Here is a 26379-nt window from a genome sequence, read left to right on the forward strand (position 1 = left end):
CTCGCACCTCGTCCCTCGCACCTCGTCCCTCGCACCTCGTAATTACTACCTTCTTCCTTCCTCCAACTAACTTCTAATATCCATTCTAAAATCGTTGATTCTTAGCATCTAAAATCACATTTCATCCTTTGCGTTATCTAGCTTTAATGGTATTTTAGCGCCAAGCAATCTTGCCAATATAAAGGAAGTAAAATGGCATCCAAAACCGTCGAATACTACAACCAAAATGCGCAAGCATTTGTCGATGCCACACTCGATGTAGACCTCAATGAACTTTACGACGAATTCTTACCGCTGATCCCAAAAAAAGGCGCTTTACTTGATGCCGGTTGTGGCTCTGGCCGCGATGCTTTCATCTTTAAAGAGCGTGGTTATAGCGTAGATGCATTCGATATCAGCCCAGCTATGGCAAAGCTGGCGTCAGAATACTTAAACCAAGACGTAGCAGTAAGCAGCTTTCTAGAGCTAAACGACGTTGCCAAATACGACGGCATTTGGTGCTGCGCAAGCCTTATTCACGTAGCAAAAAACGACTTAACAGAAGCATTCAATAACCTTGCCCGAGCATTAAAGCCACAAGGCATCGTGTATGTATCGTTTAAATACGGCGACGGCGAGCGCGAACACAATGGTCGCGAATTTACCGACCTAAACGAACAAGCCCTTGAGAGCATTATTAAAGGCACAGACCTATTTATCCTCAAGTCATGGCAAAGCGCCGACCAACGCCCAGAGCGCGCTACAGAAACATGGCTAAACGCTATTTTGCATAGAAGAACGATGAAGTAGTTTGGCTGCTTAACTCTAGCGCAAATAACAAAAAAGGTCGGCAATTGCCGACCTTTTAGCTTTAGTAATTAAACTCTTTTGTATCAAGTTCACTTCTGCGTTCTTGCAGCGTTAATTGATGTTTTTTTGAATTCCATTTATTGTTTCTTGGGTTTGAGCTAAGTGCCGAAGTAATACACTTTGCAGTGTTAGCATAGAAACCAATTTTGCTTTCAAGTGCACAACGCCAATCGTTTCTGCTGTGACCAAAGTAAGAGTGGTTTACAATTTTACTTTTTAATCTAGCGTAATGATGACGCCTTAATGAGCGCGATTTTTTCATATTTTATCTCCACGTTGGAAGTGGCTACTGCTTCCAGTAACCGCCTAATCGGGAGATGAAATTCAATATTAGCTATTTGCATAGAGCTTGATATCCTTTAAAGCTCAATAACACGTGGTTATCATAAAAAAGAGTTCAAGTTTTAGATAGTTCTTTAGTCTGATAAAACAAAACTTGAAAACTGATTGTACCCCGTTGCAGTGCATTTCTGCACTAAAATCCTCTTCAATAAATTAGAGTTATTATTTTATTTATCGGAAAAACCTATATTTTTCATGGTTATTCATCTTACTTTGAGCCATAAAGTTCAGTTTTACACTAAATAACCTTTTAAAGTTTTAGCATAAAAAGTGTCTGTGACCTAGGCTCGCTTGTGATAACCTTAAAATACTAAATATTAGGGACTTGTTTATGATATATCTTGACTCAGCAGCATCTTATCCAATATTACCTGAAGTACAATCAACATTGATAGGCGCATTTGAGAGTTGTTATGCAAACTCTGCATCTAGTCATATTTTAGGTGAGTCTGCGTTAGGTAAGATCAATGAGGTAAGAGAGCTATTAGCTGATGAAATAGGGGCTTTTCCAAGTGAAATAGTTTTCACCAGTGGCGCAACAGAATCAAACAATATAGCTTTTAAAAGTATATTGCTTGGTGATGAAGACCTAAAAACTAAAAAACACATTGTGATTTCATCAATTGAGCACAAATGCATTTTTGCAATCTGTGACTACTTTCAAAAACTAGGTTATGAGATTTCACTTGTAAAACCAGATATTAATGGCGTGATTACAGCTGAAAGTGTTAGAGCAGCAATAAAAGAAGACACAGCTCTTGTCTCTATAATGCATGTGAATAATGAACTTGGCACAATTAATCCTATTGCAGAAATTGGTCAGCTTTGCTTTTCAAAAGGTATCATCTTTCATTCAGATGCAGCTCAAAGTTTCTGCAAAACAGATATTGACGTTGATGAGATGAATATTGATGTAATGTCATTTTCTGCACATAAGGTTGGTGGACCTAAAGGGATTGGTGCTGTTTATATTCGTGACCTCAGAAAACGTAATCTTCTACCTGTTATACATGGCGCAGGTCAAGAGGATGGGTTAAGAGGTGGAACTGTTGCAGCACCATTAATAATTGGTTTTGGTAAAGCAATCGAAGTGTTTCCACAAGCGTATAGCAATTTTGAAAATAATACCCTTAAATCTTACTTCTTAAAAAAATTAGAAGAAGATGAAATCGAATATCTCGTAAACGGGCAAGGTAATATTTTACCTCACATACTTTCATTATCTCTTCCGAAAACTAATGTAGGTGTACTGGTTCGTGATAATGAGAATTCTGTTTGTCTTGCTCAAGGGTCTGCATGCTCTTCAAAAGAGATAGAAGCTTCACATGTTTTAACGGCATTAGGGTTAACTCGAGAGCAAGCTGAGCATACCTTTAGAATCAGTTTCACTCATGAAATCACAACCAATAATATTGATTTCTTAATCACTGCGATAAAAAAAGCGGCTTATTAAGCCGCTTCTTTTTATTTATAACAAGTTACACAAGCTCCACCGCCTTCAGCTTCATCATAAATATCATCAAGTTCATTAAACTCGCAATAACCTTCAAAATCACCTAGCAAAGCATTTCGGCGCTTCTTTTTGTTGAAACGAGCTACTTTTTTCTCATGATTTTCAATAATGCGCTTTTGAACAGCAGGATCTTCTAGAGTCTCTAAAGGTTGACCTTGGCCCATCCAATAAAAGCGCTCGCCAACAGTAGTATTTTCATCATCACCTTTTTCAAATGCTTTTGCTTCTTCAAAAAGATCAGGGTGCTTTTCCATTAGCTTAACCCATTCAATTTTCCTTTGATAAAAACAAAAAGTACATCCTGAGCGAGAGCGCCACTTGTAATATTCAGGTAGTTCTAAACCATTACGTTGTAATATATTTTCGATATCACTACGAACAATGCCATGCTCTCTAAATGGGAATACTGACTCTATAGGCTTCTCTATAGTCATGTAACCCGTACGTTCAGGTTCATCAGCACGAATACCCACATAATTCTTTATTTTGTATCCATCTTTGATGAAACCATCTAACCATTGTTCAAATGGTTTTAGTTTCATTTGTACGGTACACCAGCGGTCTCTTTGTGAAGGTAAGTAGTTACCATGCTCTTTTAATAAGTGGGCAAAATCTTTTTCACCACGTCCTTCAATATTATTTAATGAACGAGCATTTAACCTATGTATATACCCTAACTTCTCTTCTAGTTGGTCTATAAATTCATTGGTTTCAGGCAATTCATACCCTGTATCTGTAAAAAAGTATTCTACATCTAATTCAGGGTATGTTTCCTTTACAAACAGCGCCAAAGCACTGCTATCTTTGCCGCCAGAAAGCCCTAGTACGTGTTTAACTTTTTCAGTCATCAGCTACCTCTGACTCACTTTGTTCCATCAAGTTCGTTAACAAACTCGTTAATGCTGCAAGCTGTTTCTCTTTCGACATATTAGCAATAGTAGTTTGAATATTATCAACAGCAGCTGTTACGTCTTTATCTTGATCTAAATTGTGCTTAATAAATCCACCAAATTCTTGATGATTACCTTCATTATCGGTGGTAATAAATGCTAATGGTTTAGAATTTCCTTGAGTTTGAATATTTCCAAATGACTCAATTCTTCTAAACTGAACACATAAATTTTGTAATTCATCAAGGCCATTACGTAAATGCTTATCGGTCCAATTTCGTTCTGGTGTGCCTGCGGCTAAATTAATAATAAATTCAAATTTTGTTTTACCATCAATGTGCTGTGAAATACGCTTTGCAAGCTCTTTTACATTTGGTCGCTTAGCAATCTTTTCAACAAAATCACAACGCTCTTTTAGGGTTTGATTAAAATCTTCACCTAACATTTGAACTATTACTTGCTTAAAACCACTGAGCAAAATATCGTGCTGAGCACTTAAATCTTCAATAGCTGTTTTTAAATAATTTCCAAGTTTGTCTTCAAGTGCAGGGTCATCTTTCTTAAACCCAAATACAGCAGGTAGATCATCTAAAATTAATTTGTAAGGATCGTTTGCTGCAATAACTTTATTTCTAAAGTCACGAGCTTGCTTTGTTAAACCATTGCCTTTATCACCAGTAAAGCTCTCGCCACTAGTCTTTTTAACCCATGTAGGCAGCTTATGAACAATCCCCACAATATGCTTAGCAATGTTTAAAATAGCAGCGTCATTTTTAGCTTCACCTAGTGTCGCCTGAGCTAAATTGTCTAGTAAGTGACTTTGTATTTCAGATATCTCGAAATAACGAACCCCAGCTTCATTTGGATGTTTGTATATTTTGTTTACTAGCTCTTCATCAAGTTCAGGAATAAAAATGAACTGGTTAGTCGAATCCCAATCGTAAAAAGCAACTTGCCCTTCGAGAGACTTTAACAAAGCTAAACCATAAATACGGCATAAACCTGCAGTTAAACCAAAAGGAGGACGCATCCAAAAATCATAGAGTTCAGCTAGTGTTACTTGTTTGTTTTTTGAGTTTTCTTTTATAAAGCTAAAGCCACTTTTAAATAACTCATACATCTCAGGGTTAGCTTTTTGAGAGTCTTTACTCCATTCAGCTGGAAATAAAAAGCCTTCTGACGTTTCACAGTGCCAACCTTTACTTTTTAGACAAGAAAGATAAAGGCCTTTTTCAGGTGGAAATGCCTTTTCATCAAAACCAAGATCTTTTTCATCGCCTTGTTCAAACATGGCGTTCATTAACTTACGAATAGCGCTATTCGCACTACCCGAGGGCTTAGAGCGATTAACTAACTCGTTTATAACGACAGGTGACTTGTTAAACAAATCATTTGCAATTTTTGAAGCGATAGATGTTAAAGGTGCTGCTTGTAATTTTTTACCACAATGAAACCAATCAGCATTTTTATAAACATATTGCAGCTCATGATCTACGTTTGCTTGTGCAAACTTAATTCTGTTCTCAAGTTCGTTCTTAGCTATAAGGTCATGAGATATTTTCTTTTCATCTTTGAGTATTTGTTTTAAAGCAATTAATTCAATAGCTGCATTTTTTAAACTTGAAAAGTCTTTAAACTTACCAACAATACTAAAAGGCATTGTCTTCTCATGCGCTTTAAGTTCTTTAGCAATATCGTCATTCACACATAAAATAAACGTAGCAAAAGCTTCCCCTGTTTTTGGAGGGGTCACAAATGGTTTAACAAAAGCAACATCGTATTTGTTTATAAGCTTGGTTGTTGCCCAACGCATAGTCCCTGTTTTGTGGTAATGGGCTGTTGCTAAAATGTTCTGTGGTATATCACATATTTCTGTCCAATCAACACCATAGCTTATTGCTTCAATACGTTCGTGAATTAAATTATTTATGTCAATATCACTACCTTGAAACACAAATAAAGCATCGTGTTTTTGTCGGTAAATTATAACCGTCCAGGTTTCTAATTCACTCAAAGCTTGCATTATTTCGTCAGCTTCATAACCGCGACTAACAAAATATTTTTTTATAAACTCGCGTTTGGCGTGTAACTGGTGATGAAAACCAAAAATAGTAAGTAAAGCAATTAGTTTAGTAATAGCTGTGTGTAGTTCACCGCCTTTTTGTTCGGCTCTATAAATTGCGTCACAGCCCTCTAGCCACGCCTTGCTATCTTGAGAAGTAACAATTAAATGATGTAAGTTATGATGCAAATAGTCCCAATACATTTCAGGACGATATAAGTTTAACTCTTCATTAAGCTCACTATATTCAGATTCTAAAAATTCTCTGAAACCATATTTTTCGTGTGATGCTAAAAAGCCAAATAAACTTCGTTCATTTTGTGAAAAGCGACGACGAGATACAGGGCCTAGTAATAAGCTAACAATAGGATCTAAAGGTAGTGTGTTGCTTAAAGCATCAACATTTTTGTTTTGATTCGTAAATACAGAGCTTACGATATCAACTAAACTTTCATATTTAGATTCGAGAGCATTAACAACTTTAGCTGCTCTAAAAATTGAGTCGCCAACAAGCACTAATGACTCATCAATAGAAGGATTAAAACTTAAATCTCTGTAACGGCCTTGAACCTTGCTCCACTCTTTCTGTGTTTTTACATCTTTATTTTTAGCGTAATCAGAGAATGCTTGGTGTAAAAAGCCAACCAGTAATACAGGTCGCTTAGCTTGTTGAACAATATCAGCAAGAGACTGAAATAAGTGCAAGTCTTTATTTGCTCGTGATTGATAATCTAGGGCTTTACCCATTTCATCGAGTAAAATTAAAACGCCGTCTTCGTTTTCAGTTTGTTTTTGTAAAAGTGACTTTATCTGTGCTAGACATTGGTCATCATCAAGAGCTTGTATATCTTGTAGAACAAATTCAACGTTAAACGCTCTCAATAAGCTTATTAAAATACTATTTGCTGGTGCCTCTAAGCCACAAACATGCTTAATGGTCTTCCAGCCATTAGTAATTTTAAACCTACCATCAAATTCAGTTATAACTTTTTGAGAATTTTTTAATTTGTCTAGTGCGTAACTTCTTTGTTCTGAATCGACCGACAATAAGCATGATAAAAACAAAGCTACAGTCGATTTACCTGAACCATATGGGCCGGTAATTGTATACGCTCTTTGCGTACTACCTTCGAACTCACGGCTAATAGTATCGAGTACATTTATTGCTGTACCATGAACAATAAAGTCGTCTATAAAGGGTTTTAAATTAGCACTATCAACATCAATGCGAGTGGAACTTTTATATCGTTGGTTAATTGCAATAAGAGATTCAGACATTGTATTTGCCGTAATATTCATTTAAGTAATTAATAGTATTATTCTTTTCTGATTCAGAGATGTTTACTTGTCTAAGTCCTAAAGAGTCTACCCATGAAATGTTTTTATTTGTGTATTCTTGCGCTTCATCGAGCTTTTGCCCTAAACCTGATTCTGATAACCTGAATATTCGTCCAGGCGAACACGGTTTAGTAAGTAACGAATCAAAATCGATAGTGCTCACTTTAGATTCAGTTGTTTCTACTTTAAAAAACTCTAGTAGGGCATAAACAAATATTTCAATAGGTAGTTCAGGCCTTTCAGTTAAGTTACTAACATAAAAAGAGCGGCCGTTATCCTGTACTAAATTAAGTTCAGCAAGAGGAGAGGTGAAATGATCTTCATCGACTTTTTTCGTTGTTGTTTTAACTTTTTTGCTATACATATTTAAAAAACAATCCATGTCTTTTTTGATAGTTGTAACGTTACCAATTTCGCTTTTGACTAAGCGTTTAGCATCTTCATAACAGTCATCTATAAGTTTTGATTTTTCAAAATGCTGAACATTAGAGTAATTAAAAAAGTAGCGATAAGCTGTTAAGTGTTCATCATTAAAGTTTAGCCAAAAGTGCAATAGCCATATAGAGCCAGGTAATTCTAAATAAGGGTCTTTACCGCCCTTATCAAACAAGTAAAGGCCTTTGTTTACAGTCACATTATGTAGCGTTTTATTATTTTTTCGAATGCTTTCTATAATACCGCTCGACTCAGCCCAATACTGAATCGCTTTAACCATGTTTTTACCAACACCAAGCTCTACAATCGAATGACGAATACTTTCTTCGTCGGAACTAGAGAAATTACCATTTGAATTCAAATGATTAACTGCTTTGAACAACCATCCATAGCGCAGAGGGAAGGTGTCGTGACCTGTAAATTTAGCTTTCATGCTTAATAGTACTCCTGGAGAAATTATCCAGTCGTATGGTATACGCTTACATTATTAGAAGAAAGTGAAAATTAAGAATGAAGCTATATAGGAATAATACAACTTTAAGATGTAATTGTTACAAACAACGGTTCAGTTGTCATTAATAATAATGTATATTTACCTAATACATTTGTGAACTATGGATAGTCTCTTAACCTAATGTACGTTTGTTAGTTATTGATATACATAGTTTTATTTGAAGTGCCTATAAGAGTCATAGAATGGGTAGTTTCTAATATAGCGTAGGTAATAAAATGGAATTAGATAAAGTATTTTCCTCGATGCCAAAATCAGTTTACGGCGTCATTTCAGATCCAGGTGTTTGCTATTACATGCCTGCTTACCAAAGACCATATTCGTGGAATAAAGAAAACGTAAAACGCTTTGTTCAAGATATAAAAAGTGGTATTGAGTCACTTTACAAAGCAGAGGATGCAATTACCTTTTTAGGTGCATTATTAACTGTAACGGATATGCATGGTGAAAGTGTTGAACCTAAAAAAGCCGGTCATCTTCCCAATGCAGTACGTTTAGTTATAGATGGTCAACAACGCTTAACAACTATTTTATTATTATGCACACGCCTTTATGAAAAAACTGCTTTGGCGAAGGTTAAGTTAGAAAAGTTAAAAAATAAGTATGAAAAAGAATTTCTAAAAGACGAAGAAAATGAAGAGCTTGAAGCTAAGTGTGATGTAATATCAGAACAGGTAGATCGTTTAAATCAAACTCTCTCACGTTTACAGTTTTTTATGCATGACACTAATTCTGAATTTGATGAAGATTTCAGATACTATCCAAAAATTATTAGAGGACTAGTAGATTGTTGGGGTAAGAAACCGAAAGCTGCTACATATGAATCTCCAGTTGCCAGTTACTTATTTAAATTCCATCAAAATATTGTTGAAAGCAAGAAAACTAAAACTTATGAAGCTTTTGATTTAGAAATAATTTCCGATGAAAAATACAAAGTAGTCTTTGATAATATTAAGGAAATTGATAAACAGTTGATAACTATTGAAAAAGGATTTTGCTGGAGCGAGGATAATGAAGTTGGATTGAGGGCTTTAGAGGAAGAAAAGTACGCTAAAGTATTAAATTTTCAAGCATCTAGCCTAATACAACTATTCGGTAATGAAATAAATACCGATGTAAAGAAGTCTTTGTATCTTCAGCTCTTTTCTAGCTATCTATTAGAAAGAGTTTGCGTGACATTTGTAGCAGTCACAAGTGAAAATTACGCATTTGATATGTTTGAAGCTCTTAATACTACTGGGGAGCCTCTAACTGCGTATGAAACATTCAGACCTAAGGTTATAGAGCATTTACAAAAAACAATTAACGAAAGTACATGTGATGATTTAGAAGAAATAGATAACTATTTAAATTCGATAACTGACTCTGCTCAAAAACAAAAGTTAACACAAAAAGTTATAGACGCATTTTCTTATGTGCAAAGCGGTTCTGCATGTGGTAATCACATAAGTAACCAACGTACGTTTTTACTAAGCTCTTTTAAACAGCAAAAAAGCGAAATTGAAAAAGAAAGCTATTTAAAAACGTTATCTAGCACTACAGATTTCCTTTTTAAAACTTGGCTTTGCAAAGGTGATATAAACTTTCAGAGTATAAACCTTCCACTTGATGAGCATCTTCAAGTTAATGCTTGCCTAGAGCTTTTAATTGATACAGGGCATGACATAAGCAGAGGAATTCTGATTTACTTCTATCATTATCTGAGAAATGATCAAAAAAATATAGAGCTACAAAAGTTATTTGTTGATGTTATTAAAATGCTGGCTTCTTTTTGGGTAATTAGACGTAGTGCAACTAATGGCACTGATGGTATAGATAGCGTTTATAAAAGAATTTACTCACAAATTTTGCAAAGCCAACTCTCTCCATTGGATGCAAAGAGAGAAATCGCTTCAATGATCATTGCTGATTTAAGCTCCAAGTTCATTACTACAGATACGAATGAAGGCAAGCTAAAAGAAGCATGGATTTCCAAAGCCAAAACTACTCCAATCTACAAGTCAGGAAAACAAATTGGAATTTGTAGAATGTTACTTTTGAGTGCAATGCATGATGTAACTATTTCTGAAAAAGATCCTGCTAGAACAATTAAAGGTAAAGAAAACACTTCGCCGTTATTGACATATCATCGTTGGTCTGATTTTAAAACTAAAGGTAATAACCAATTTACAATTGAACACATAGCCCCGCAAACATTTATTAATAGTGAATGGGATTCATCTTTAGACGAAAACAAACTAGTAGATACAATTGGTAATCTAATCATTTTACCTAGGGGGGATAATTCAGAGGCTTCAAATAAAGATTGGCATTCAAAGCTAGAGCTCTATAAAAATTTGACTAAGAAAAGTGTAACTATAAATGATAAAGCTTATCTGAACTTTTTAGAGCCACTGACTAATGTGAAAGGCCTTTGGCGACAAGATACGGTCTTGCAGCGTGCTGAAGATATGTTAAGCCATGCTTGGGATAATTTATGGCCTTGGATCATTAACAGTAAAAGTTAGTATAAAAAACATTTAGCTGAATTATCTATCCCAATACTGTAGGGAGCCAAATATTGAATTTCAAAGATATACTTTTTCCTGAAAACTATGAATATAGTTCAGATAGTAACGATTTACCGTTAGAGTTTTACTTGAGTGTATTGCCAAAATCAAAAGCTATATATCTAAAGCTAGGTTATTTTAGCTCATCTGCTATTAGAGTATTAGCATATGGTTTTGCGCAGTTCATTTACAATGGTGGAGCCATGAAAATAGTGACAAATCACTTTTTATATGGCTCAGATAAGAAGTTGTTAGACGGGAGTGATGTAAGCACTAATGAACTAGATAAGGAGTTTATATTAAGCTTAAGGCGCCTAAAAGAATCGTTAACAAGTGAATCAGAGCAATTCTATAATTGTGTAAGGTATCTAATTCATAATAACAGATTGGAAATCATACCTGTTATGCTTTTGCCTAATAAAATGGCTCACTACAAGCAAGGTGTTTTTATTGATGAAGAACAAAACAGTATATTTATGGATGGAAGCTGTAATTTCACGGCCAATGGACTTTTAGAGAATGGTGAAAATATTTCGGTCTATCGCTCATGGGGAGAGGACTTTGAGCAACGAAAAGTTACAAATAAAACTAAAGATGTTTTAAGTATTTGTGAAAAACAATCTTCTCAATATAAATACTTGGATCGAAGTGAAATTTTAGACACCATTGCATCGTTAGGCAAAGAAAAGTCAATTGATGAACTTTTAAAGAGTGAAGCAGAGCTAGTTAATAGTTATGTGAATAAAACAAACTCAAAAGTAATTAATAAGTGTAAGCTTGAGATTGAGAAATTAATTGAAATTGAAAAAAACGAACCCAAGTTCCCTTACAATTCAAATCCTAGAGAATATCAGCAAGAAGCCTATAGCAACTGGATTGATAATAATTGTAAAGGCGTTTTTTCTATGGCTACGGGTACAGGAAAAACAATAACGTCGTTAAACTGTTTACTTAATATGTATAAAGTTCACGGATGTTATCAAGCAGTTATTTTAGTGCCAGGCAAAACATTACTTAAGCAGTGGGTTGAAGAAGTAAATTCCTTCAATTTTAAAAATATCATCCCAGCGTCTTCTGATTTTCCTAAGTGGAAAGTTCAATTAAATGAGCTTATAACTAGTCTGCTTTTTGATAAGCAAAAGTCTTTTGTGCTCATTACTACTTATGCGACTTTTACCAATGATAAATTTCAAAAGTTGTTTAAGAAACTCCCAAAACAGGCTCTCCTCATAGCAGATGAAGCTCACAATTTAGGAAGCCCGCAAATAAAGAAAATAATAAAAAACTTGCATATTGAAAAGAGAATTGCATTGTCTGCAACTTTAACAAGACAATTCGATGATGAAGGGAACAGGATTATAGAAGAGACATTCGATTCAACCTACCCGTACACCTATAACTTTTCAATGAAAAAAGCTATTGATGAAGGTGTGCTTTGTCAATATGACTATCTTCCGCACTTTGTATATCTTGAAGAAGATGAACTTGAAGCTTATGTAGAAATCAGTAGGCAGTTACTCAAGTTTTTTGATTTTGATAAAGGTACATTCAAAACTACGGATATGGTGCAAAGGTTATTAATTCAAAGAAAAACAATTATTCATAAGGCATCAGGTAAATTGTCAGTTTTTAAGAAAATTTTGACAGCGCATTTTGAAGAGTATTCATCAGTTTCTAACTCGTTCGTTTATGTTCCAGAAGGAGATGATGGAGAAAACCAAAACATTTTGGACAAATTTTTAACCGAATATGAAGCCCTATTTCCTAACAATCGAGCTTATGCATATACAAGCGAAACAGATAATAGAGAAAAAGTTTTAGAGTTATTCGACAAGGGTTTTGTTGATACTTTATTTTCTATGAAGTGTTTAGATGAAGGTGTCGATGTCCCTCGTACAGAGTTGGCAATTTTTTGCTCAAGTACTGGCAACCCAAGACAATTTATTCAAAGAAGAGGTAGAGTGCTCAGGAGTCACCCTAATAAAGCACGTGCCGTAATTCATGACATGGTAGTAATTCCATCTATTGCTCCAAATGATGAAACTAAAGCGATTGAAAGAAAATTATTGAGAGATGAATTAATTAGAGTGGTTTATTTCGCTTCATTAGCGAGAAATTACTACAGCACAATGAACAAGTTCACAAATGTAGCTGAATCTTATGACATTGACTTATATGGTATTCAAGAAGCTATTGAGGATAAACAATGAAATATGACAGAAATGAGATGTTGAGGAGGTTTCTTGCCAATGAAGAGCTTATTCAACACAGTAGACTTAGTAGAGAAGAATTAAAAGATGTCAACTTTTCTGACGATTCTGGGGACCTGTTAGTAGAATCATTAAAATCGTTGCTAATAGCTTTTTGTAATGGTGAAACCGATACACTTACTCTAAGGCAAATTAACTTAAAAATTAATGAACTATCTGAATAAAAAGGAAATTTTATAATGATAATTAATCAAATTTCGATGAAAAATTTCCAATGCTACGTTGGGGGACATGAGAGAAATAACTTTAAATTTCAAGAAGGTTTAAATTTAATTGTAGGAAATAACGGAGGTGGTAAATCAAAGTTATTTGACGCATTTTACTGGGTTTTGTATGACAAAATCTTTAACTCGGATACCAGAGCTTTTACACCAACACGAGAATACGGAGAGAAGCTTGTATCTGATAAAGTTACTAGGAACCTTGTAGTCGGTGAAACAGCCTCTGCAGAAGTGGTTATAACTGCTATTGGATCTAATGAAAAAGAGTACAGATTAACTAGGGCATTCCATGTTACGAAAATGTCTGAAGACAATAAGTGGGTATGTGAACCGAGTAGATTAATTATAGAAGATAAAAAGACAACTAGATGGTTCCCATGTTCTGAATCCGAAGAATCAGTTTTAAGAAGAGTAATTCCTCCTCAGTTAAAGCCTTACATGTGGTTTCAGGGTGAACAAGTTGATGGTTTGATGGATTTGACAGATAAGTCAGCTCTTACTCAAATAATTAATATCCTTTCTGATATTAGCAAATATGATGGCATTGTTAATTTGACAGAAAAGGGGGGCCAAAAGGCTTCTGCTGACTTACGTAAGGCGCAAAACAAGCTGAGTAAAGATGCAAATAAATCTGAAGAGTTATCTGCTGATTATGATAAACAAGTTGTAGAAATTGCTAATACTAAAAATGACATTGAAATTTATAAAGAAAATTTAGAAGTAGCTAGGGTTAGAGTTGAGGAACTTATTAGCAAGATTGATGATGCTACAAAAAAATCAGCTTTAAAAGAAAGAAAGGCTAGTCTTGAAACTGAATGCGAACATTTTGAAAGGAGCTTAACCCAAAAACATGCTTCATTTAATTCAAAATTATTTAAAGATTTTTGGATATTGAAAAATGCGGGCAAACATATTGATAAATTTGCAGCAAAGTACAAAGCCTATCATGCTGCTCACCAAGAACGAATTAATCAAAACGCAGCAACAAAAGTAAAACTTCCTATGAATGTTCCGGGGCCAGTTCATGTCCAACAAATGCTAGAAGATTGTAAATGTTACGTATGTGATAGAGAGGCTCCTAAAGACAGTGAGGCTTGGGAACACATAAAAAGTTTAATTGAAAGAAATAGCGAACCTGAAAAAGAATTATTTGTTACGGATTGTTCTCAATATTTTCAAGAATTATACGAGTCTAGTTTGAGGTTACAGTTTCCTATCAAACAAACAGACCAAAAAATAGCAGAGGAATTTGCGTCATTAGACTCTTTACGTAACAAAATAAACGAATCTAAATCTGAAATAGACAAAATAAAAAATGACTTTGAAAGTCTACTTGAAGATGATCGATCTGAGTTTATAGTTAATGAGTTTAGGCAGCATGAAAAAAATAAAGAGTTGTTCTCGTCTAGGCTAGCTAAGTCACAGTCAGAGCTTAAACTTCAAGAACAGAAGCTATCCCAAATTCAAAATGATTTAGATAGCCTTGTTACTGGCAATTTAGACAATGCAATTAAGAACGCTGATAAAATATTTGGCCAGCTAAGAGATATTGCAAAGTCGACAAGAAAAGATGTTTATGCATCTATAGTGAATGAGCTTGAAAGTACTGCAAATAGTATTTTTGAAAATATGGCTAGTCGTAATAATTCAATTAAAGGTAAAATAAAATTAAAGATGATGCCAAATGATACCTGTATACCCGAAATCGTTGATAACGATGGTTATAATATGTCAGGCAGTAACGACTCAAATATTATCCTTGTTAAGCTTTCATTAATAATTGCAATACTCACTTCAAAAGCAAAATGGAGTGAAAACTATTCTTTAATTTCAGATGCTCCAACTGCAAAAATGGCTAAAGGTTACTCTGATGGGTTTTATGAAGCTTTAAGTCAAAACTTTAAACAATCTATAGTAATGACATACGACTTTATAGAAGCAAAAGAAAGAGAAAACTTACTCAGGAACCAAGCTTTTAAAATAGGCTCATTACATCTCATAGAGTCTCACTTTCCAAATGGGAATAGAGACGACCGCTCTGATCTAGAGGTTTTAATTAAGGAGGTTTCAAAATGATTCTGAAACATAAATTTGGAAAATTAAAGCCTAGATATTTGACCACATTTGAACCGTTACTTAAAAAGTATGCACAGTTCGGAGGTGGTAGCGTAGAGGATAAGTTTTACAAAGCCAAAGCTTTTTCAAATGTGTATGAATTTTATTTATATTGCTTTTTTTTGGGATTAAATCGAAACAAAAAGTTAGAAATTACCGAAACAGACAAAGCAAAAGGATTTTGGGAAATAGAAAACTGGAAGCCTGTCGATCTAGTAGAGCAGTTATTTGTATGCGCGATAGGAGAGTCTGACTTCGATATGGTTGAAGTTGAACACATGGAAGAACCCCAAATAAAGTCAGAAGTATCTAAAGTACTTAGACTCATTGAAGACTATGCAAATGGGGGTCTTCTTACTATTCAGCAAGAACTGGACGAAGATGAAGAATCAGCAATGGATGATTTGTTTTTCGTTCGTTTACTCGCAGAGGAATAGTTAAACATTAATCACATACTGAACACAGTTTGTATCTATTAATGATTAAATCCTTTTGTTCTAAAATAGATTTCAAGTGACTTTTATTTATGTTAGTTGAATTAAAGTCACTTAATTTTAATTCCTTTTTGAGTCGATTAGTAAATGTTTTTAATTTTCTATAATCGTCAAAAGTATCATCAATATAGTCAATTTTATTAAGAAGTAATGGGCGCTTTTCCTCAATGATGTAATCAAAGAAATCTACATCTTGCTCTGCCATTTTTATTTTTACGCGCTCTTTAAGCTGGGGTAGAGGCGAGTCATAAAACCCTTCATAACCGAGCAGTGTCACCTTACCTGAATGCATATGAATTTTTATAAGTTGTATGTCATCAAGCTCACCGTACATTTGTAAGGCTGCGCCAACGTAGATACGTAATACAAGCGGTAATAAATCAATAAAGTCTTTGTGAAAGGTTAGTGCGTGAGGTTCGTCATTCTCAAAGTCAATTTTGCTTGCTGGTAATAGTTTATTGGCTTCGATACAAAGCTCTTGAATTAATTCACTATCTGAAATTTGAAACAAAAGTTCGGTAGCTTGAGTTTGAGCAATTTTGTAAGTGTCAAAAAAAGCTTTTATGTCTCGCTTTAAATCTTCTGGCTGTTGGGTGTAAGGTTTCCTTTTTTCAAACATTGCTAAAGCAAAATAAAGTAACAAGTCTTCTTTACGCATTGTTTCAGCAGTTTTAAGCTCTTCTTTATCAAACCATTTTAAAGCTAATTGTAATGCTTTTTTATTTGAGCCTATTACTTCCTTTAACTTATCACTTTTATCAAATTCATCATTTGCTGGGCAGCGCCCTAAAGTTAAGCAAGTTAACCAAAATGACTCAAAGAGTGAGTGATGTTGTGTAAACAAGATACGTGCTTGGTCTTCATTTAAAGGCTCTGGTGCTGTTAAGTGTTGCCACTTATATGTACGCTTGTGTCGATTTTGTAAAAACTGCTGTTCAAGCTTTTTATCTTTGAATATGTAATAAATACCTGGTGAAACTGCTATAGCATTTTCGTCTACGCTCATCTCTATAAAGGCTTTTAGCTCAGCTTGAGTATAGTATTTTTGAAATGTATTTCGGCTCGTAATAATGCCATCTTTATATGGCTGAAATTGACTGATTAGTGATTCATTTCCAAGCATTGCCGACACAACCAAAAGCTTATCGGTAAGCTCCCAAGCACCTATTAATGCCTCGATTCTTTCATCTCTATCTTCAATAACGTTAATAACGAAGCCGATATTAACAATGTCAGAATTGACTTTGTCTGCATCAGGGCGGTAATTAGGATCCCAACCTAACGCATCTAAACCATGTGCTTCGAGTTCTCTGAGGTCATCACCACGCCCACACCCGTAATCAAATATAGAAAGCTGACCAGCTAAAAAACCATGCTTTGCTAATGTTTTTAGAGGAGCTGATAGTTCATGTCTAACTATTGCAGTTAAATGTCTGTCGATAGATTTATCTTCGTCAGTTTTTGTAACTGCTGAGAGTCTAAAAAGCCTACCATCGACTAGCTCATAGCCTTTTTTGGCAATTAGCCTTTCCCATGAGCTTTTGAAACCAATCATTCGGCTGTTTTCATAAAGTCCCGCTTGTTCCCCCTCAGCTGTGATATCACAGAATAAAGTGTAGTGATTATTGTCTGATGGGATCATGGTTTCTTTTCTATGAAGAATAGGAGGGTTGTCTGTGTTTTCGTAGCTTGTAACTTTATGAGTTAGTTTAGCAAGGTCTACCGTTACACTTTGTTTTAGTGGTGGATACGATTCGGTATAAAAATCAGGGTAACTTAAAAGAGAGAGTCTAAAATCATTTTTAAAAAGTTTTACTAAGTCGTAATCAGCTTCAGCAATCTTTAAAGCTTGGGCAACAATCTTTATGAACTTTACGATTTCTTGAGGTGCGTGTTCGAATGCATCTTTATGAAAATATATTGCATCTGGCAGTTTTTTGGCGACTTTAACTTTTTTAACTAACTCTTTAAATTGCTCTGAATTCATATCTTAATAATTTGCTAAATGCAGTGCCTGTACTTTACAGGGTCTCAACATATCTAAACTATATAGTTCATCTTGTCGATTTACAATGCGAGAGCATTCTGCCACAAAGAAGTTAATACCCTTATCAGTTTTCATACTTCTCAGGTATACCGGTACAATTGGCATTGAAGAGGGTAGCTTTTGTAACAAGCTTAAACTGGGGTAAAGCAATTTGTGCTTTGCTAATGAATCAAATTTATCGCCATGCTTTGCTTCAACAACAAATAAATGCTCTTTACCATCCCGTTTTGCAACAAATACGGCATCGATTTCAACTTGCCCATTGATATGTTGTAGAGCAATGCTTTCATTCGCTAGAGGCTTAAAATTAAAAGTGAATGTACTTTGCCCTGTTGCTGGAACGACTATAGTTTTGTCATCTTCTAGATTAAGTGCTTCAGCCATTAAGCCAGATGCTATCGCTAAATTTACAACTGAGGTTTCAGTGACCTTAGGTAACAACTGAAAAGCATACAGACTGCGGATTGAAACATTTGGTAAAAATAACTCTGGCTTCAGTTTGCCGAATAGCGACTCATCATCGAAAAAGAAATCTTGGACATTAATAGTTTTTACTAATGAAAAGTATGTTTGGTTATCGTTTGGACGAGAGCCTAACCTGAGTACCATAGCGTTTGATTGTTTAAGTGCCTTAGGTAGCTTTTTAAATGAATCTATCGAAATGCTCGCTGCAGTATTCGCTGAAACGTTATTAGTTTTTGCATAGGCCTGAAAGCCTTGAGGTTCAGATATGCTGATATCTTGTTCTTGCATCTCAATGAGTATGTCTTTAAATAGCACTTAAATTCCCTTTGGATATTCAAAATAATAAAAATAAGCGCGACCGCGTTTTTCAAACTTAAGCAAACCTCGCTCACGGCGGTGCATTAATTCACAAGCATTTATTTTAAGGTGTTTCATCGCATCTTTACTGCTAAGCCAAACACCTTTTGGATTTTGCTCTGTCATTTTAAATTCTCAGCTAAGTTAAAATTAATATACATAACTCTTTGTACATCGACAAATTTAGCCTGGGTTGGATTGCTGATTTTCCCGTGTTAACACCAGAAATTGGATCAAGAAACGGGCTGAAGCCTGACTTACGATGGCAAGCAACTATAAAAGAATAATAAACCCGTAAAACCAAATGTTTTTATTGATTAATTTATTTAGTATCAATAATCTATACAGATGGATTTCAAAAAAATAAGAAAGTAATGGAAGCTGATAAAAATACATCTAATGCTGTTTCTAGCACACGCCCTCTCAATATTGTTTGTCCTGACTGTGAAGAAGAAAATACTTTAGAGTACGGAAATCATATTAAATGTCACAAATGCGAAAATTCATTCGCGGGTCATACGTATCAAAGGTTTAAGAAGCCATTTTTTACAGCAAAGTTTGCTTTGTTTATTGGTGCTGTAGGTGCATATAAGCTTGATAAAGAGCTACTTGAGCCAAGCCGTTATTCAACGGGAGCTATTGTTGAAATAGTTAGTTTTTGTTCAGACCCTGGTACAAGTTTAAGCCGTTATGAAAGGAAGTATTTAGCTAAAAACTGCATTTGTGCTTTAGATCAAACAATGAAAGAAGTGCCAGAGGCTGAGTTAAGCTCCAAAGCTAGTAAGTTTCAGAAAGTATTTTGGAAAAATTATCAGCAATGTAAATAGCGGCATTCATGCCGCTATAGCGCAAAAGTTTATTTAGATTTAGGAGGATTGTTACCTCTGCCTGGACCTGATGGGTTACCTGTTTTACTTGGTCCATTAGGTGGCGCAGGGCGTGATGATTGCTGGTTGTTTGCTGCTGCACGTTGAGCTCTTGCGGCAAAACTGCCCTGTTCAACTAAACCATTGTTTGCTTTTGCTTCAGCTGATTGAATTCGTGCAGCGGCACTTTGAGTCATGTTTTTCATGAGTATATCCTTTTTAAGTTTAAAAATAGCTCTTCGCTTTGAGAGCAAGTTCATCTTACGGAGCACTCTGGGACAATTTGGGACAAAAAATGGAAAAATACGAAGAATTACAAAAAGAAATAAAATTTATAATAAATAAGCTTGGGTTGAGTATCACTGAGGTAGCTAAGAGAGTGTATTGTGAAAGGTTTGAAGATGACGACACAGAAGAAGAGCGTAAGTTTGTAGAAACTTTTCGTAAAAACCTAAATAGACAGGCAAAACCAGAGCTATTAGAAAGCTATTTGGGCAATATTGCTCAATTGAGGGAGTTTAAAAATTCAGATTTAGTAATCTCTAGTGCTCTTAATTTAGGGTTCATTCCGACAGATATTCAAAGGGGTCTGCAATCTATTTCAGAAAAGATGTTGTTTGAAGATCGCTTAAGAAAAGATAGCATTGAATAAATACCTCCCTAGCTAACACATAGGGAGTAATTACAACCAAATTACACAGATGTAATGCTATGAATAAATGGATTTTATTGCTCGCTACTTTGCTTGCGAGTTTCAACACGGTTGCTGAAGAGCAATATTCAAAGAATCGCTGTGATAGCATTGAGGCTGAGCGCGAGGGCATTCGTAAGAGAATGAATCGTAGCTACACGGCTAGGCAAGGTGAACGGTGGAATCAACGTTTAGATGAGCTTTTTACGCTGCTGGCGAGACACTGCAAACACCCAAAGAGAAGCTCTGGCAATGGCGGTAATTATACGTATCGCTCGAACCCTACCGCACTTTTAAACACCAAAGTACATAACTCTACGGTGTATTCAAATTCATATAATGACGATAAAAAGCGCCATGCTTGGGGGCAATTTTATCAATTACCTGATCGCTGTAGAGCGAAGAATATTCAGCAAGCTGATTTTGTATGGTGTAGCGAAAATAAAGCTGAGCAAAAGGCGCTATTTGAATCTGCTTGGAGTGGTAAAGCTAAAGCAGACTATAAAGATATTGTTATTACAGTAAAGCCAACCATTACAGAAATAAATACAAACAAAGTCACAAGCCAAGTTGCAATAAATAGCCCGATAATCGAAGCACCCATTAAACAAGCTTCAACTCCTTTAAATGAGAGTGTTGGTCCGCAATTAACAAAGTTGAATGACCTTAAAATTTGGCAATTAGCCTTGGCTGGCATAGCGGCCATGTTGTTTGTGTTTGGCCTTTATCGTTGGTTTAAAGATTGAGTTATTTGACGGGCTAAAGCCCGACTTACAATGCCTCGCAACTCGCAACTCGCAACTCGCAACTCGCAACTAAAGCACCAACACCTCTCCTTGCAAGCTTGGTGAGTCTGCAATACTGGTTTGGAGTTGTTCTATCAACAACTGGGCATTCGCTGATGGTGTGCGTGAATGTGGCCATAGGGCGTAAATTGGCCTTGCGGGAATACTGTGGGCTGATTCGATATAGCTAAAGTCGCTGGTGTCGTCTATACAGCAAATTTCGCTCATGGGTAGTAAGCCAATGCCATAGCCTGCTTCAACCATTTTTCTGGCGATTGTAATATCAAAACAAAAGCTTATGTGTTCATACTCGGTTTTTAATTTGTTAAGTAAGCCGCTGGGAAGTTGTGACTCTGAATAGGGCAATATAAGCCTTGATGTTGGTGCATCTTTCTTTTTAATCAGCTTTATTGCGATCATGCCTAGGCGCTTTTGAAAGTAGCTTGAGTCTTGTTGTTCGCCAATGCGAATGGCTAAGTCAAAACGTTTTTGGCTTAGCTGGCTATTGGCATTACTTGGGTAAATGTGGAGGTTTAGCGTAGGGTTTGCCATCGCAAACTGATTAACGGCCCCCATCAGTGGGCCCGCAATGATGTTTTGTGGGCACAACAGGTAAAACTCTTTTGCGGCGGGTGAGTCATTTAACTGCTCAAGCTGGCTGTTAAGAGCAAGCACTTGCTCGCCTAACTCGTTATACAGTGATTCGCCTTTGGCGGTTAACACAATGCCTCGGGCTGTACGTTGCAGTAATGGCTCAGCGAGTTTTTCTTCTAACGCCTGAATGCGCCTTGATAAGGTTGATAGATTCAGTCCTAAATCTTTTGCTGTTTGGCTCATGCTTTTTCGGCGCGCTATTTCAATAAATAAATGCAGATCATCCAGCATACGACTCCCTCAATCTTAGTTTGCATTTTCGTGACTGTTGCCACTAGACCAATGCAAATATAGTAACGCCAAGGAGGACATATGAAAATTCATTTTACTTTTACTGCGGCATTTTCGTTTTTAATGTCGTTTTTACTTTCGGCATGGGTCACTTATGTCAACTTAGGGCTGAGCGATACATTTTTTCTAAGTTGGATGAAGGCATTTGCCAATGCATGGCCTGCTGCGTTTGTGGTGGCTTTTACGGTTGCCCCGCCAATTAGGGCATTGGTTTTAAAGTTATATAGTAAGGAGTCAGTATGATTAATATCGTGGCAAAAATTACCCCAAAGGCGGCATTATTTGACGACTGTAAAGGGCGTTTACAGGGCATTTTAGCAGCCACTCGCGCAGAGCCTGGTTGTAATCGTTTTGAGCTGTTTGCAAGTAAAGAGCAGCGTTGTTTATTTTTAGTTGAGCAGTTTGAATCGCAAGCTGCCCTTGATGAACATTATGCTCAGCCTTATACCAAAGCGGTGTTCGCGTTTTATGAAAATGCGTTGGCGGAGCCAGTTGAGGTAGAGAAGGTGGAGGTGTGTTGAGAGAAAAGTTTGCGAGATGCGAGGGGGAAGTTGCGAGATACGAGGTGCGAGGGGAAAGTCGAACTGTGGGGTTGTTAGGTCGTGTGTTCTTCTCTGCAATAACAATCTTGTAGGAGGTATTGTAGGAGGTACTTTAGTGCCGAATCAAACATAAAAGAGCGTTCAGCCGTCAGACAAAACAGGTCACGCCGTCAGCTAAAAAAAACTAGGCTACTGGGGAAGTACAGCTATTCGTAGCCTAGTTTCACAAGGTTGAAATGGTTACAGCATATGCAGGATTTGCTTAGCTTTTTCGCGGGTTAAACATGCGGCCATTGGGCGTTTTGCAAATAGCTTGGCTGAGACTGTTTGCTCTTTGCCCATGTATTGGTTATGCAGTGTTTGTACATTGACTTTGCAGGTCACCGAATGGCTGTTTTCTACATAGCGAATTTCTACTCGCTCTACTTTTTTAATTAAGTTTTTATAAGGGTAGCCTTCATCGGTATCAAGCTGAGTAATTACGGGTTGGTTGGCATAACTAAAACTTGAGGCAAATATAAGTAATAAAATAAGTAAGTATTTCATGGTGGTTGTCCTTGTCTTAACGCGGTTGGCAATATGAGTATTACTCGTGTTGCTACTACTGACAAACGATTAAAAATTACCTATGCTTAAGTTTTTATTAACTATAAATGCGTATGCAGTTACCTCCATTAAAAAGCCTTTGGTATTTTAAACACGCGGCAGAGTTAGGTAGTTTTAAGCTTGCGGCAGAGCAGTTGTTTGTTAGCCAAGCTGCGGTTAGCCAACAAATTCGCTTGTTAGAACAACAGCTTGATTGCAGCTTGTTTACTCGTCATACCCGTTATGTTGAGCTGACTCGCCAAGGCGAACAGCTATTACCCCATGTACTTAAGGGCTTTAGTCATTTACAGGCAGGTGTGCAGGCTGTTAGCCAAGATAGCCACCCGAATACGTTAAACTTAACTGTGCTGCCTTCGTTCGCCAGTGGTTGGTTACTGGGCCGTATTAGTGATTTTCAAAACAAATACCCCAATATCAAAGTGCGTATTGAGCCAAGCGATCAACTTGCCGACTTTTCAGCGGGGCAAGTTGATTTAGGCATTCGATTTGGTCAAGGAAATTACCCAGGTTTGCACAGTGAGCTTATCAGCGACGACAGCCTATTTTTGGCTTATAAACCCGGTGCCATTGATGTTAATAAACCCCTTAAACCGCAGATTCTGGCACAAAAACTAATTAAAGATGTGTGCCCAGACGCAGAGCGCGGTTGGTTAACTTTGGCTCAGCAATTAGCTGTAAGCCCAGATGCGCTCCCCGCACTTGAAATTGATAACGCTGCACTGGTTATTCAAGCCACGTTAGCAGGGCAAGGAATTGCAATGGTAAGGCGGCGCTTAATCGAAACTCAACTGCAACTTGGTCAGCTTGAGATTTATCCAAACTATGAGTATCACTGCCAATATAAGTACTACCTTGCTGCGCCGCCCGAACATTTTAAATGGCAAAAAGTGCAGCTGTTTAAAGATTGGTTGCTTGCCCAGTTTGCTTTAGATGATCAGCAATTTTATCAACTTCATCAGTAACATTTGCGTTAAATCATTTTAAAGTTTTTAAGCACCAGCTATGCTTATTTAAGTCGCTTACTAAAGGAGCTAGTAATGCTTAACTTTAAAGTTATTTTTTGTGTCGTTTGTGTGGCTGCAAGCCTAACGGCCAATGCTGATATTTCCCGTGTAAAAGCAAGTATTGAGCGTGTTGAGAGCGCGAATAAAAAGCACGAGTCTTTAGTGCTTCCCTACTTATTTAGCACCGATACCATGGGGCTTAACTTTGGTGTGGGTGGCATGATCAAAGGTTATCATCAACCACAAATGACCGTTGGCGCTACTGCATTTAAAGGTGATGTGAGCGAAGGGGTGTGGGCTGGCCTGTTTAACTATATGGTGTTAGATTCAGAACGCTGGTATTTTAGTGCCAGTGGTATGGCTGCATATTTTCCTGATCAGCGAGCTTATACCGGAGGCCATAAAGTGCCCATTGCTGACAACGCCGTGTTCCCCGGTAGTAATGACTCTTCAAACGAGGTTTATTTAGAAGCCGATGGTAGCTCTAATTGGTTTGATGCTCGCATCGAATACGCTTTACCGTTTGGCGCAACATCGCAAACAGGTATGGTGCGTTACCAGCTTAAAAACGGCTTGTTGGTTTCTGACCCATCGGGCGGGGCACAGTGGAACCCGTTGGAATCGGGAGTAATGGTTGCAACTGCACGCTATTTTAGGCGCTCGCAAAGCTTTGAATTTAATGAGGGTACACAAGATGGCAGTATTTCAGCAATGGAATTTGGCCTGCTCTATGACAACACCGATTTTGCAACTAACCCAAGTTACGGAAGCAGGCAGTATCTTGCCTATAGCCAATCAATGCCAGGGAGTGACGATATTTATGATTGGGATTTGTGGCAGTTTAATGGCTGTAAGTTTATTTCTTTAGGGGCAAGTGAATTTGCTCATCAGCGTATTTTAGCATTTAATTTTTGGGCTGCTTATTCACCTAGCTGGCAAGTTAATCACACTCTTGATGGCACTAAGTTTATCTCTGATGCAGCACCGTACAACGAAGGCGCTACATTAGGAGGATTTAAGCGTTTACGGGGTTATGATTTTTATCGATTTCATGACAAAGCCGCTATTTATGGGGCATTCGAATATCGCTATACCCTTAAATACAACCCAATAGCAGATATAAATTGGTTAAAGTTTTTGAAGTTGGATTGGTTTCAGTTAGTTGGCTTTGTAGAAGCGGGTCGAGTGGCACCTCATTTAACCTTGGATACATTATGGCAAGACTACCATTATGACTATGGTGTTTCGTTAAGAGCTATGATGTCGGGATTAGTCGTTCGAACAGAGCTTGCTAATTCAAAAGAAGGGGCCAATTTTTGGGTAATGATAGATCAGCCTTTTTAGTGAATTTGGCTCAGATTTGTTGCAGTTTTACTAGAAACTGATAATCTGTACCTCTAACTTTTACAGTGACGTAAATTAATGATTAAACGGATTTTAATGACAACAGTCTTGTTGTTGCCCGCTTTTGCTTGGGCGCAGCAAAGTGCTCCTTCAGAAGCATGTCAAAGCATGCAAGCCGAACGTATCGAGCTACAAATAGCCCTGCGTAAAACCAATCTTCTCGACAAAATTGAAGCCTATAAACAGCGCATTCAAAGCTTATCGGCGCGTATATCCGAAACCTGTTTTAGTGAAGAGCAAATTGCTGAGCTTAAATCGTCGTTGTATAACCCTGATATTACCGAGCTCGAAAACAGCTTGGCAAAGCCATTAACTGAGCAAGCCTACATAAGCAAACAAGCTGCATGGGACCGCTTTTATGTGATGCCGCCACGTTGTACAGCTCGTTCATTACAGCTGCAAAACCTTGAATCGTGTCTTGAAAATAAGCAAATTCAGTTTCAGCAATTTGATATGTTATGGCAGCAAAAAAGTGCGCAACTTGCCCGTACAGAAGCAAAACCAACAGATTCGTTTCATGAGTTTGTTTTACCTAGCAAAGCCGAACGAGCTAAGTTAAGCGCTGAGCAAGAGCTAAAACGCTATAGCTACAGCACCGATTCATTTTTACCAACCAATATTATTGTATTGTGTGTTTTAGCCGTGTCGGTGTTTTTTGGTTTGATATTTATTTTCCATTGGTTAATGCGCCCACGGTCAGTGGTTAAGTGAGTGTTTAGTTAGCGAGGGGAAAGGAGCTAGGAGCTGGGTATTAGGCGCTAGGTATTAGGCTCTAGGCTCTAGGCTCTAGGCGCTAGGTCGCGATGTAAAATCGCTGCTACGAGTTTGATTTCACTTGTAGGAGGTATTGTAGGAGGTACTTTAGTGCCGAATCAAACATAAATCAGAGCTGTCAGCTTTCAGCCTTCAGCCTTCAGCCTTCAGCTCTCAGACGCGCGAAACAAGTTTCACGCCTACGGTGAAACATAGGCGCTGGGATTTAGGCGTTAGGACGCGATGTAGAATCGCTGCTACACACTCGCACCTCGAATCTCGCACCTCGAACCTCGCATCTCGAACCTCGCATCTCGAATCTCGC

Annotated in this window: 25 protein-coding genes; 15 read left to right on the top strand and 10 right to left on the bottom strand. The window is 36.9% G+C overall.

Annotated elements, in window-relative coordinates:
* Nucleotides 1-192: 192 nt before the first annotated feature.
* Nucleotides 193-789, top strand: a complete 597-nt coding sequence (locus tag VRK28_RS08345; RefSeq protein ID WP_332393723.1) for a class I SAM-dependent methyltransferase — start codon at nucleotides 193-195, stop codon at nucleotides 787-789.
* 61 nt (nucleotides 790-850) lie between these two features.
* On the opposite strand, the gene VRK28_RS08350 is transcribed toward VRK28_RS08345, so the two are convergent.
* Nucleotides 851-1111 (bottom strand): hypothetical protein, encoded by a 261-nt coding sequence (locus VRK28_RS08350; RefSeq protein ID WP_332393724.1) that lies wholly within the window; start codon nucleotides 1109-1111, stop codon nucleotides 851-853.
* A 411-nt stretch (nucleotides 1112-1522) separates the two neighbouring features.
* Between VRK28_RS08350 and VRK28_RS08355 the strand changes: the two genes are divergently transcribed.
* Nucleotides 1523-2644, top strand: a complete 1122-nt coding sequence (locus tag VRK28_RS08355) for a cysteine desulfurase family protein (RefSeq protein ID WP_332393725.1) — start codon at nucleotides 1523-1525, stop codon at nucleotides 2642-2644.
* 11 nt (nucleotides 2645-2655) lie between these two features.
* Here the strand turns inward: VRK28_RS08355 and VRK28_RS08360 are convergent, their stop codons facing one another.
* The 3 genes from VRK28_RS08360 to VRK28_RS08370 are packed head-to-tail and all read right to left on the bottom strand — an operon-like array spanning nucleotide 2656 to nucleotide 7862.
* Entirely contained in the window at nucleotides 2656-3552 is an 897-nt protein-coding gene (locus VRK28_RS08360) for a phosphoadenosine phosphosulfate reductase family protein (RefSeq protein WP_175078180.1), read from the bottom strand.
* Complete coding sequence (locus VRK28_RS08365; RefSeq protein WP_332393726.1) at nucleotides 3545-6934, bottom strand: hypothetical protein; 3390 nt, start codon at nucleotides 6932-6934, stop codon at nucleotides 3545-3547. The genes VRK28_RS08360 and VRK28_RS08365 overlap by 8 nt, the downstream gene beginning before the upstream one ends.
* Nucleotides 6927-7862 carry a DUF4007 family protein gene (locus VRK28_RS08370; RefSeq protein ID WP_332393727.1) on the bottom strand — a complete coding sequence of 312 codons (936 nt, stop codon included), beginning with the start codon at nucleotides 7860-7862 and terminating at the stop codon, nucleotides 6927-6929. Before VRK28_RS08370 ends, VRK28_RS08365 begins: the two co-directional genes overlap by 8 nt.
* Before the next feature lie 296 nt (nucleotides 7863-8158).
* Between VRK28_RS08370 and VRK28_RS08375 the strand changes: the two genes are divergently transcribed.
* The 5 genes from VRK28_RS08375 to VRK28_RS08395 are packed head-to-tail and all read left to right on the top strand — an operon-like array spanning nucleotide 8159 to nucleotide 15532.
* A complete protein-coding gene (locus tag VRK28_RS08375) occupies nucleotides 8159-10447 on the top strand; it encodes a DUF262 domain-containing protein (RefSeq protein ID WP_332393728.1) in 2289 nt (762 codons plus the stop codon).
* A 53-nt stretch (nucleotides 10448-10500) separates the two neighbouring features.
* Nucleotides 10501-12699 carry a DEAD/DEAH box helicase family protein gene (locus VRK28_RS08380; protein ID WP_332393729.1) on the top strand — a complete coding sequence of 733 codons (2199 nt, stop codon included), beginning with the start codon at nucleotides 10501-10503 and terminating at the stop codon, nucleotides 12697-12699.
* Complete coding sequence (locus VRK28_RS08385; protein ID WP_332393730.1) at nucleotides 12696-12923, top strand: hypothetical protein; 228 nt, start codon at nucleotides 12696-12698, stop codon at nucleotides 12921-12923. The genes VRK28_RS08380 and VRK28_RS08385 overlap by 4 nt, the downstream gene beginning before the upstream one ends.
* 15 nt (nucleotides 12924-12938) lie before the next feature.
* Nucleotides 12939-15056 carry an AAA family ATPase gene (locus VRK28_RS08390; RefSeq protein WP_332393731.1) on the top strand — a complete coding sequence of 706 codons (2118 nt, stop codon included), beginning with the start codon at nucleotides 12939-12941 and terminating at the stop codon, nucleotides 15054-15056.
* Entirely contained in the window at nucleotides 15053-15532 is a 480-nt protein-coding gene (locus tag VRK28_RS08395; protein ID WP_332393732.1) for a hypothetical protein, read from the top strand. Before VRK28_RS08390 ends, VRK28_RS08395 begins: the two co-directional genes overlap by 4 nt.
* Before the next feature lie 7 nt (nucleotides 15533-15539).
* Here the strand turns inward: VRK28_RS08395 and VRK28_RS08400 are convergent, their stop codons facing one another.
* Genes VRK28_RS08400 through VRK28_RS08410 form a run of 3 tightly spaced genes read right to left on the bottom strand, consistent with a single transcriptional unit; the run spans nucleotide 15540 to nucleotide 18584 of the window.
* Nucleotides 15540-17576, bottom strand: a complete 2037-nt coding sequence (locus VRK28_RS08400; RefSeq protein WP_332393733.1) for a DNA phosphorothioation-associated putative methyltransferase — start codon at nucleotides 17574-17576, stop codon at nucleotides 15540-15542.
* A 3-nt stretch (nucleotides 17577-17579) separates the two neighbouring features.
* The gene (locus tag VRK28_RS08405) at nucleotides 17580-18416 is read right to left on the bottom strand and encodes a DUF6997 domain-containing protein (RefSeq protein WP_332393734.1); all 837 of its coding nucleotides are present in this window, start codon (nucleotides 18414-18416) and stop codon (nucleotides 17580-17582) included.
* Nucleotides 18417-18584 carry a hypothetical protein gene (locus VRK28_RS08410; RefSeq protein WP_332393735.1) on the bottom strand — a complete coding sequence of 56 codons (168 nt, stop codon included), beginning with the start codon at nucleotides 18582-18584 and terminating at the stop codon, nucleotides 18417-18419.
* A gap of 248 nt (nucleotides 18585-18832) precedes the next feature.
* Here VRK28_RS08410 and VRK28_RS08415 point away from each other — a divergent pair, with 248 nt between their 5' ends.
* The gene (locus tag VRK28_RS08415; protein ID WP_332393736.1) at nucleotides 18833-19285 is read left to right on the top strand and encodes a hypothetical protein; all 453 of its coding nucleotides are present in this window, start codon (nucleotides 18833-18835) and stop codon (nucleotides 19283-19285) included.
* Between the two features lie 29 nt (nucleotides 19286-19314).
* Here the strand turns inward: VRK28_RS08415 and VRK28_RS08420 are convergent, their stop codons facing one another.
* Nucleotides 19315-19530, bottom strand: coding sequence for a hypothetical protein (locus VRK28_RS08420; RefSeq protein ID WP_248526160.1), 216 nt, complete (start codon nucleotides 19528-19530; stop codon nucleotides 19315-19317).
* A gap of 89 nt (nucleotides 19531-19619) precedes the next feature.
* Between VRK28_RS08420 and VRK28_RS08425 the strand changes: the two genes are divergently transcribed.
* Nucleotides 19620-19976 (top strand): hypothetical protein, encoded by a 357-nt coding sequence (locus tag VRK28_RS08425; RefSeq protein WP_063528881.1) that lies wholly within the window; start codon nucleotides 19620-19622, stop codon nucleotides 19974-19976.
* 59 nt (nucleotides 19977-20035) lie between these two features.
* On the top strand, nucleotides 20036-20761 hold the full coding sequence (locus tag VRK28_RS08430) for a hypothetical protein (RefSeq protein WP_332393737.1): 726 nt from the start codon (nucleotides 20036-20038) through the stop codon (nucleotides 20759-20761).
* Between the two features lie 69 nt (nucleotides 20762-20830).
* On the opposite strand, the gene VRK28_RS08435 is transcribed toward VRK28_RS08430, so the two are convergent.
* Nucleotides 20831-21685, bottom strand: coding sequence for a LysR family transcriptional regulator (locus VRK28_RS08435; protein ID WP_332393738.1), 855 nt, complete (start codon nucleotides 21683-21685; stop codon nucleotides 20831-20833).
* Nucleotides 21686-21766: 81 nt separating this feature from the next.
* Here VRK28_RS08435 and VRK28_RS08440 point away from each other — a divergent pair, with 81 nt between their 5' ends.
* A complete protein-coding gene (locus tag VRK28_RS08440) occupies nucleotides 21767-21988 on the top strand; it encodes a DUF2798 domain-containing protein (protein ID WP_054563225.1) in 222 nt (73 codons plus the stop codon).
* Nucleotides 21985-22266: a putative quinol monooxygenase gene (locus VRK28_RS08445; protein ID WP_062565387.1), complete on the top strand. Its 282-nt coding sequence runs from the start codon at nucleotides 21985-21987 to the stop codon at nucleotides 22264-22266. The genes VRK28_RS08440 and VRK28_RS08445 overlap by 4 nt, the downstream gene beginning before the upstream one ends.
* A 261-nt stretch (nucleotides 22267-22527) precedes the next feature.
* Here VRK28_RS08445 and VRK28_RS08450 read toward each other — a convergent pair whose 3' ends face one another.
* Complete coding sequence (locus tag VRK28_RS08450) at nucleotides 22528-22833, bottom strand: hypothetical protein (protein ID WP_062565386.1); 306 nt, start codon at nucleotides 22831-22833, stop codon at nucleotides 22528-22530.
* 113 nt (nucleotides 22834-22946) lie between these two features.
* Between VRK28_RS08450 and VRK28_RS08455 the strand changes: the two genes are divergently transcribed.
* The 3 genes from VRK28_RS08455 (at nucleotide 22947) to VRK28_RS08465 (ending at nucleotide 26012) form a co-directional block, all read left to right on the top strand.
* Nucleotides 22947-23855: a LysR substrate-binding domain-containing protein gene (locus VRK28_RS08455; protein WP_062565916.1), complete on the top strand. Its 909-nt coding sequence runs from the start codon at nucleotides 22947-22949 to the stop codon at nucleotides 23853-23855.
* Nucleotides 23856-23930: 75 nt separating this feature from the next.
* Nucleotides 23931-25241, top strand: coding sequence for a BamA/TamA family outer membrane protein (locus tag VRK28_RS08460; RefSeq protein ID WP_332393739.1), 1311 nt, complete (start codon nucleotides 23931-23933; stop codon nucleotides 25239-25241).
* A gap of 96 nt (nucleotides 25242-25337) precedes the next feature.
* Nucleotides 25338-26012: a hypothetical protein gene (locus tag VRK28_RS08465; protein WP_332393740.1), complete on the top strand. Its 675-nt coding sequence runs from the start codon at nucleotides 25338-25340 to the stop codon at nucleotides 26010-26012.
* Nucleotides 26013-26379: the final 367 nt, after the last annotated feature.

It is taken from the genome of Pseudoalteromonas sp. P80D2 (genome assembly GCF_036680945.1).
GTDB lineage: Bacteria > Pseudomonadota > Gammaproteobacteria > Enterobacterales > Alteromonadaceae > Pseudoalteromonas > Pseudoalteromonas shioyasakiensis.

Bases quoted from the DNA above. Each gene is read 5' to 3' on its own strand.
- VRK28_RS08440 (WP_054563225.1), top strand. From the start codon at position 21,767: ATGAAAATTCATTTTACTTTTACTGCGGCATTTTCGTTTTTAATGTCG.
- VRK28_RS08410 (WP_332393735.1), bottom strand. From the start codon at position 18,584: ATGACAGAGCAAAATCCAAAAGGTGTTTGGCTTAGCAGTAAAGATGCG.
- VRK28_RS08425 (WP_063528881.1), top strand. From the start codon at position 19,620: ATGGAAAAATACGAAGAATTACAAAAAGAAATAAAATTTATAATAAAT.
- VRK28_RS08360 (WP_175078180.1), bottom strand. From the start codon at position 3,552: ATGACTGAAAAAGTTAAACACGTACTAGGGCTTTCTGGCGGCAAAGAT.
- VRK28_RS08430 (WP_332393737.1), top strand. From the start codon at position 20,036: ATGAATAAATGGATTTTATTGCTCGCTACTTTGCTTGCGAGTTTCAAC.
- VRK28_RS08370 (WP_332393727.1), bottom strand. From the start codon at position 7,862: ATGAAAGCTAAATTTACAGGTCACGACACCTTCCCTCTGCGCTATGGA.
- VRK28_RS08385 (WP_332393730.1), top strand. From the start codon at position 12,696: ATGAAATATGACAGAAATGAGATGTTGAGGAGGTTTCTTGCCAATGAA.
- VRK28_RS08395 (WP_332393732.1), top strand. From the start codon at position 15,053: ATGATTCTGAAACATAAATTTGGAAAATTAAAGCCTAGATATTTGACC.
- VRK28_RS08350 (WP_332393724.1), bottom strand. From the start codon at position 1,111: ATGAAAAAATCGCGCTCATTAAGGCGTCATCATTACGCTAGATTAAAA.
- VRK28_RS08435 (WP_332393738.1), bottom strand. From the start codon at position 21,685: ATGCTGGATGATCTGCATTTATTTATTGAAATAGCGCGCCGAAAAAGC.
- VRK28_RS08415 (WP_332393736.1), top strand. From the start codon at position 18,833: ATGGAAGCTGATAAAAATACATCTAATGCTGTTTCTAGCACACGCCCT.
- VRK28_RS08400 (WP_332393733.1), bottom strand. From the start codon at position 17,576: ATGAATTCAGAGCAATTTAAAGAGTTAGTTAAAAAAGTTAAAGTCGCC.
- VRK28_RS08460 (WP_332393739.1), top strand. From the start codon at position 23,931: ATGCTTAACTTTAAAGTTATTTTTTGTGTCGTTTGTGTGGCTGCAAGC.
- VRK28_RS08455 (WP_062565916.1), top strand. From the start codon at position 22,947: ATGCAGTTACCTCCATTAAAAAGCCTTTGGTATTTTAAACACGCGGCA.
- VRK28_RS08345 (WP_332393723.1), top strand. From the start codon at position 193: ATGGCATCCAAAACCGTCGAATACTACAACCAAAATGCGCAAGCATTT.
- VRK28_RS08465 (WP_332393740.1), top strand. From the start codon at position 25,338: ATGACAACAGTCTTGTTGTTGCCCGCTTTTGCTTGGGCGCAGCAAAGT.
- VRK28_RS08445 (WP_062565387.1), top strand. From the start codon at position 21,985: ATGATTAATATCGTGGCAAAAATTACCCCAAAGGCGGCATTATTTGAC.
- VRK28_RS08390 (WP_332393731.1), top strand. From the start codon at position 12,939: ATGATAATTAATCAAATTTCGATGAAAAATTTCCAATGCTACGTTGGG.
- VRK28_RS08450 (WP_062565386.1), bottom strand. From the start codon at position 22,833: ATGAAATACTTACTTATTTTATTACTTATATTTGCCTCAAGTTTTAGT.
- VRK28_RS08365 (WP_332393726.1), bottom strand. From the start codon at position 6,934: ATGTCTGAATCTCTTATTGCAATTAACCAACGATATAAAAGTTCCACT.
- VRK28_RS08375 (WP_332393728.1), top strand. From the start codon at position 8,159: ATGGAATTAGATAAAGTATTTTCCTCGATGCCAAAATCAGTTTACGGC.
- VRK28_RS08355 (WP_332393725.1), top strand. From the start codon at position 1,523: ATGATATATCTTGACTCAGCAGCATCTTATCCAATATTACCTGAAGTA.
- VRK28_RS08420 (WP_248526160.1), bottom strand. From the start codon at position 19,530: ATGAAAAACATGACTCAAAGTGCCGCTGCACGAATTCAATCAGCTGAA.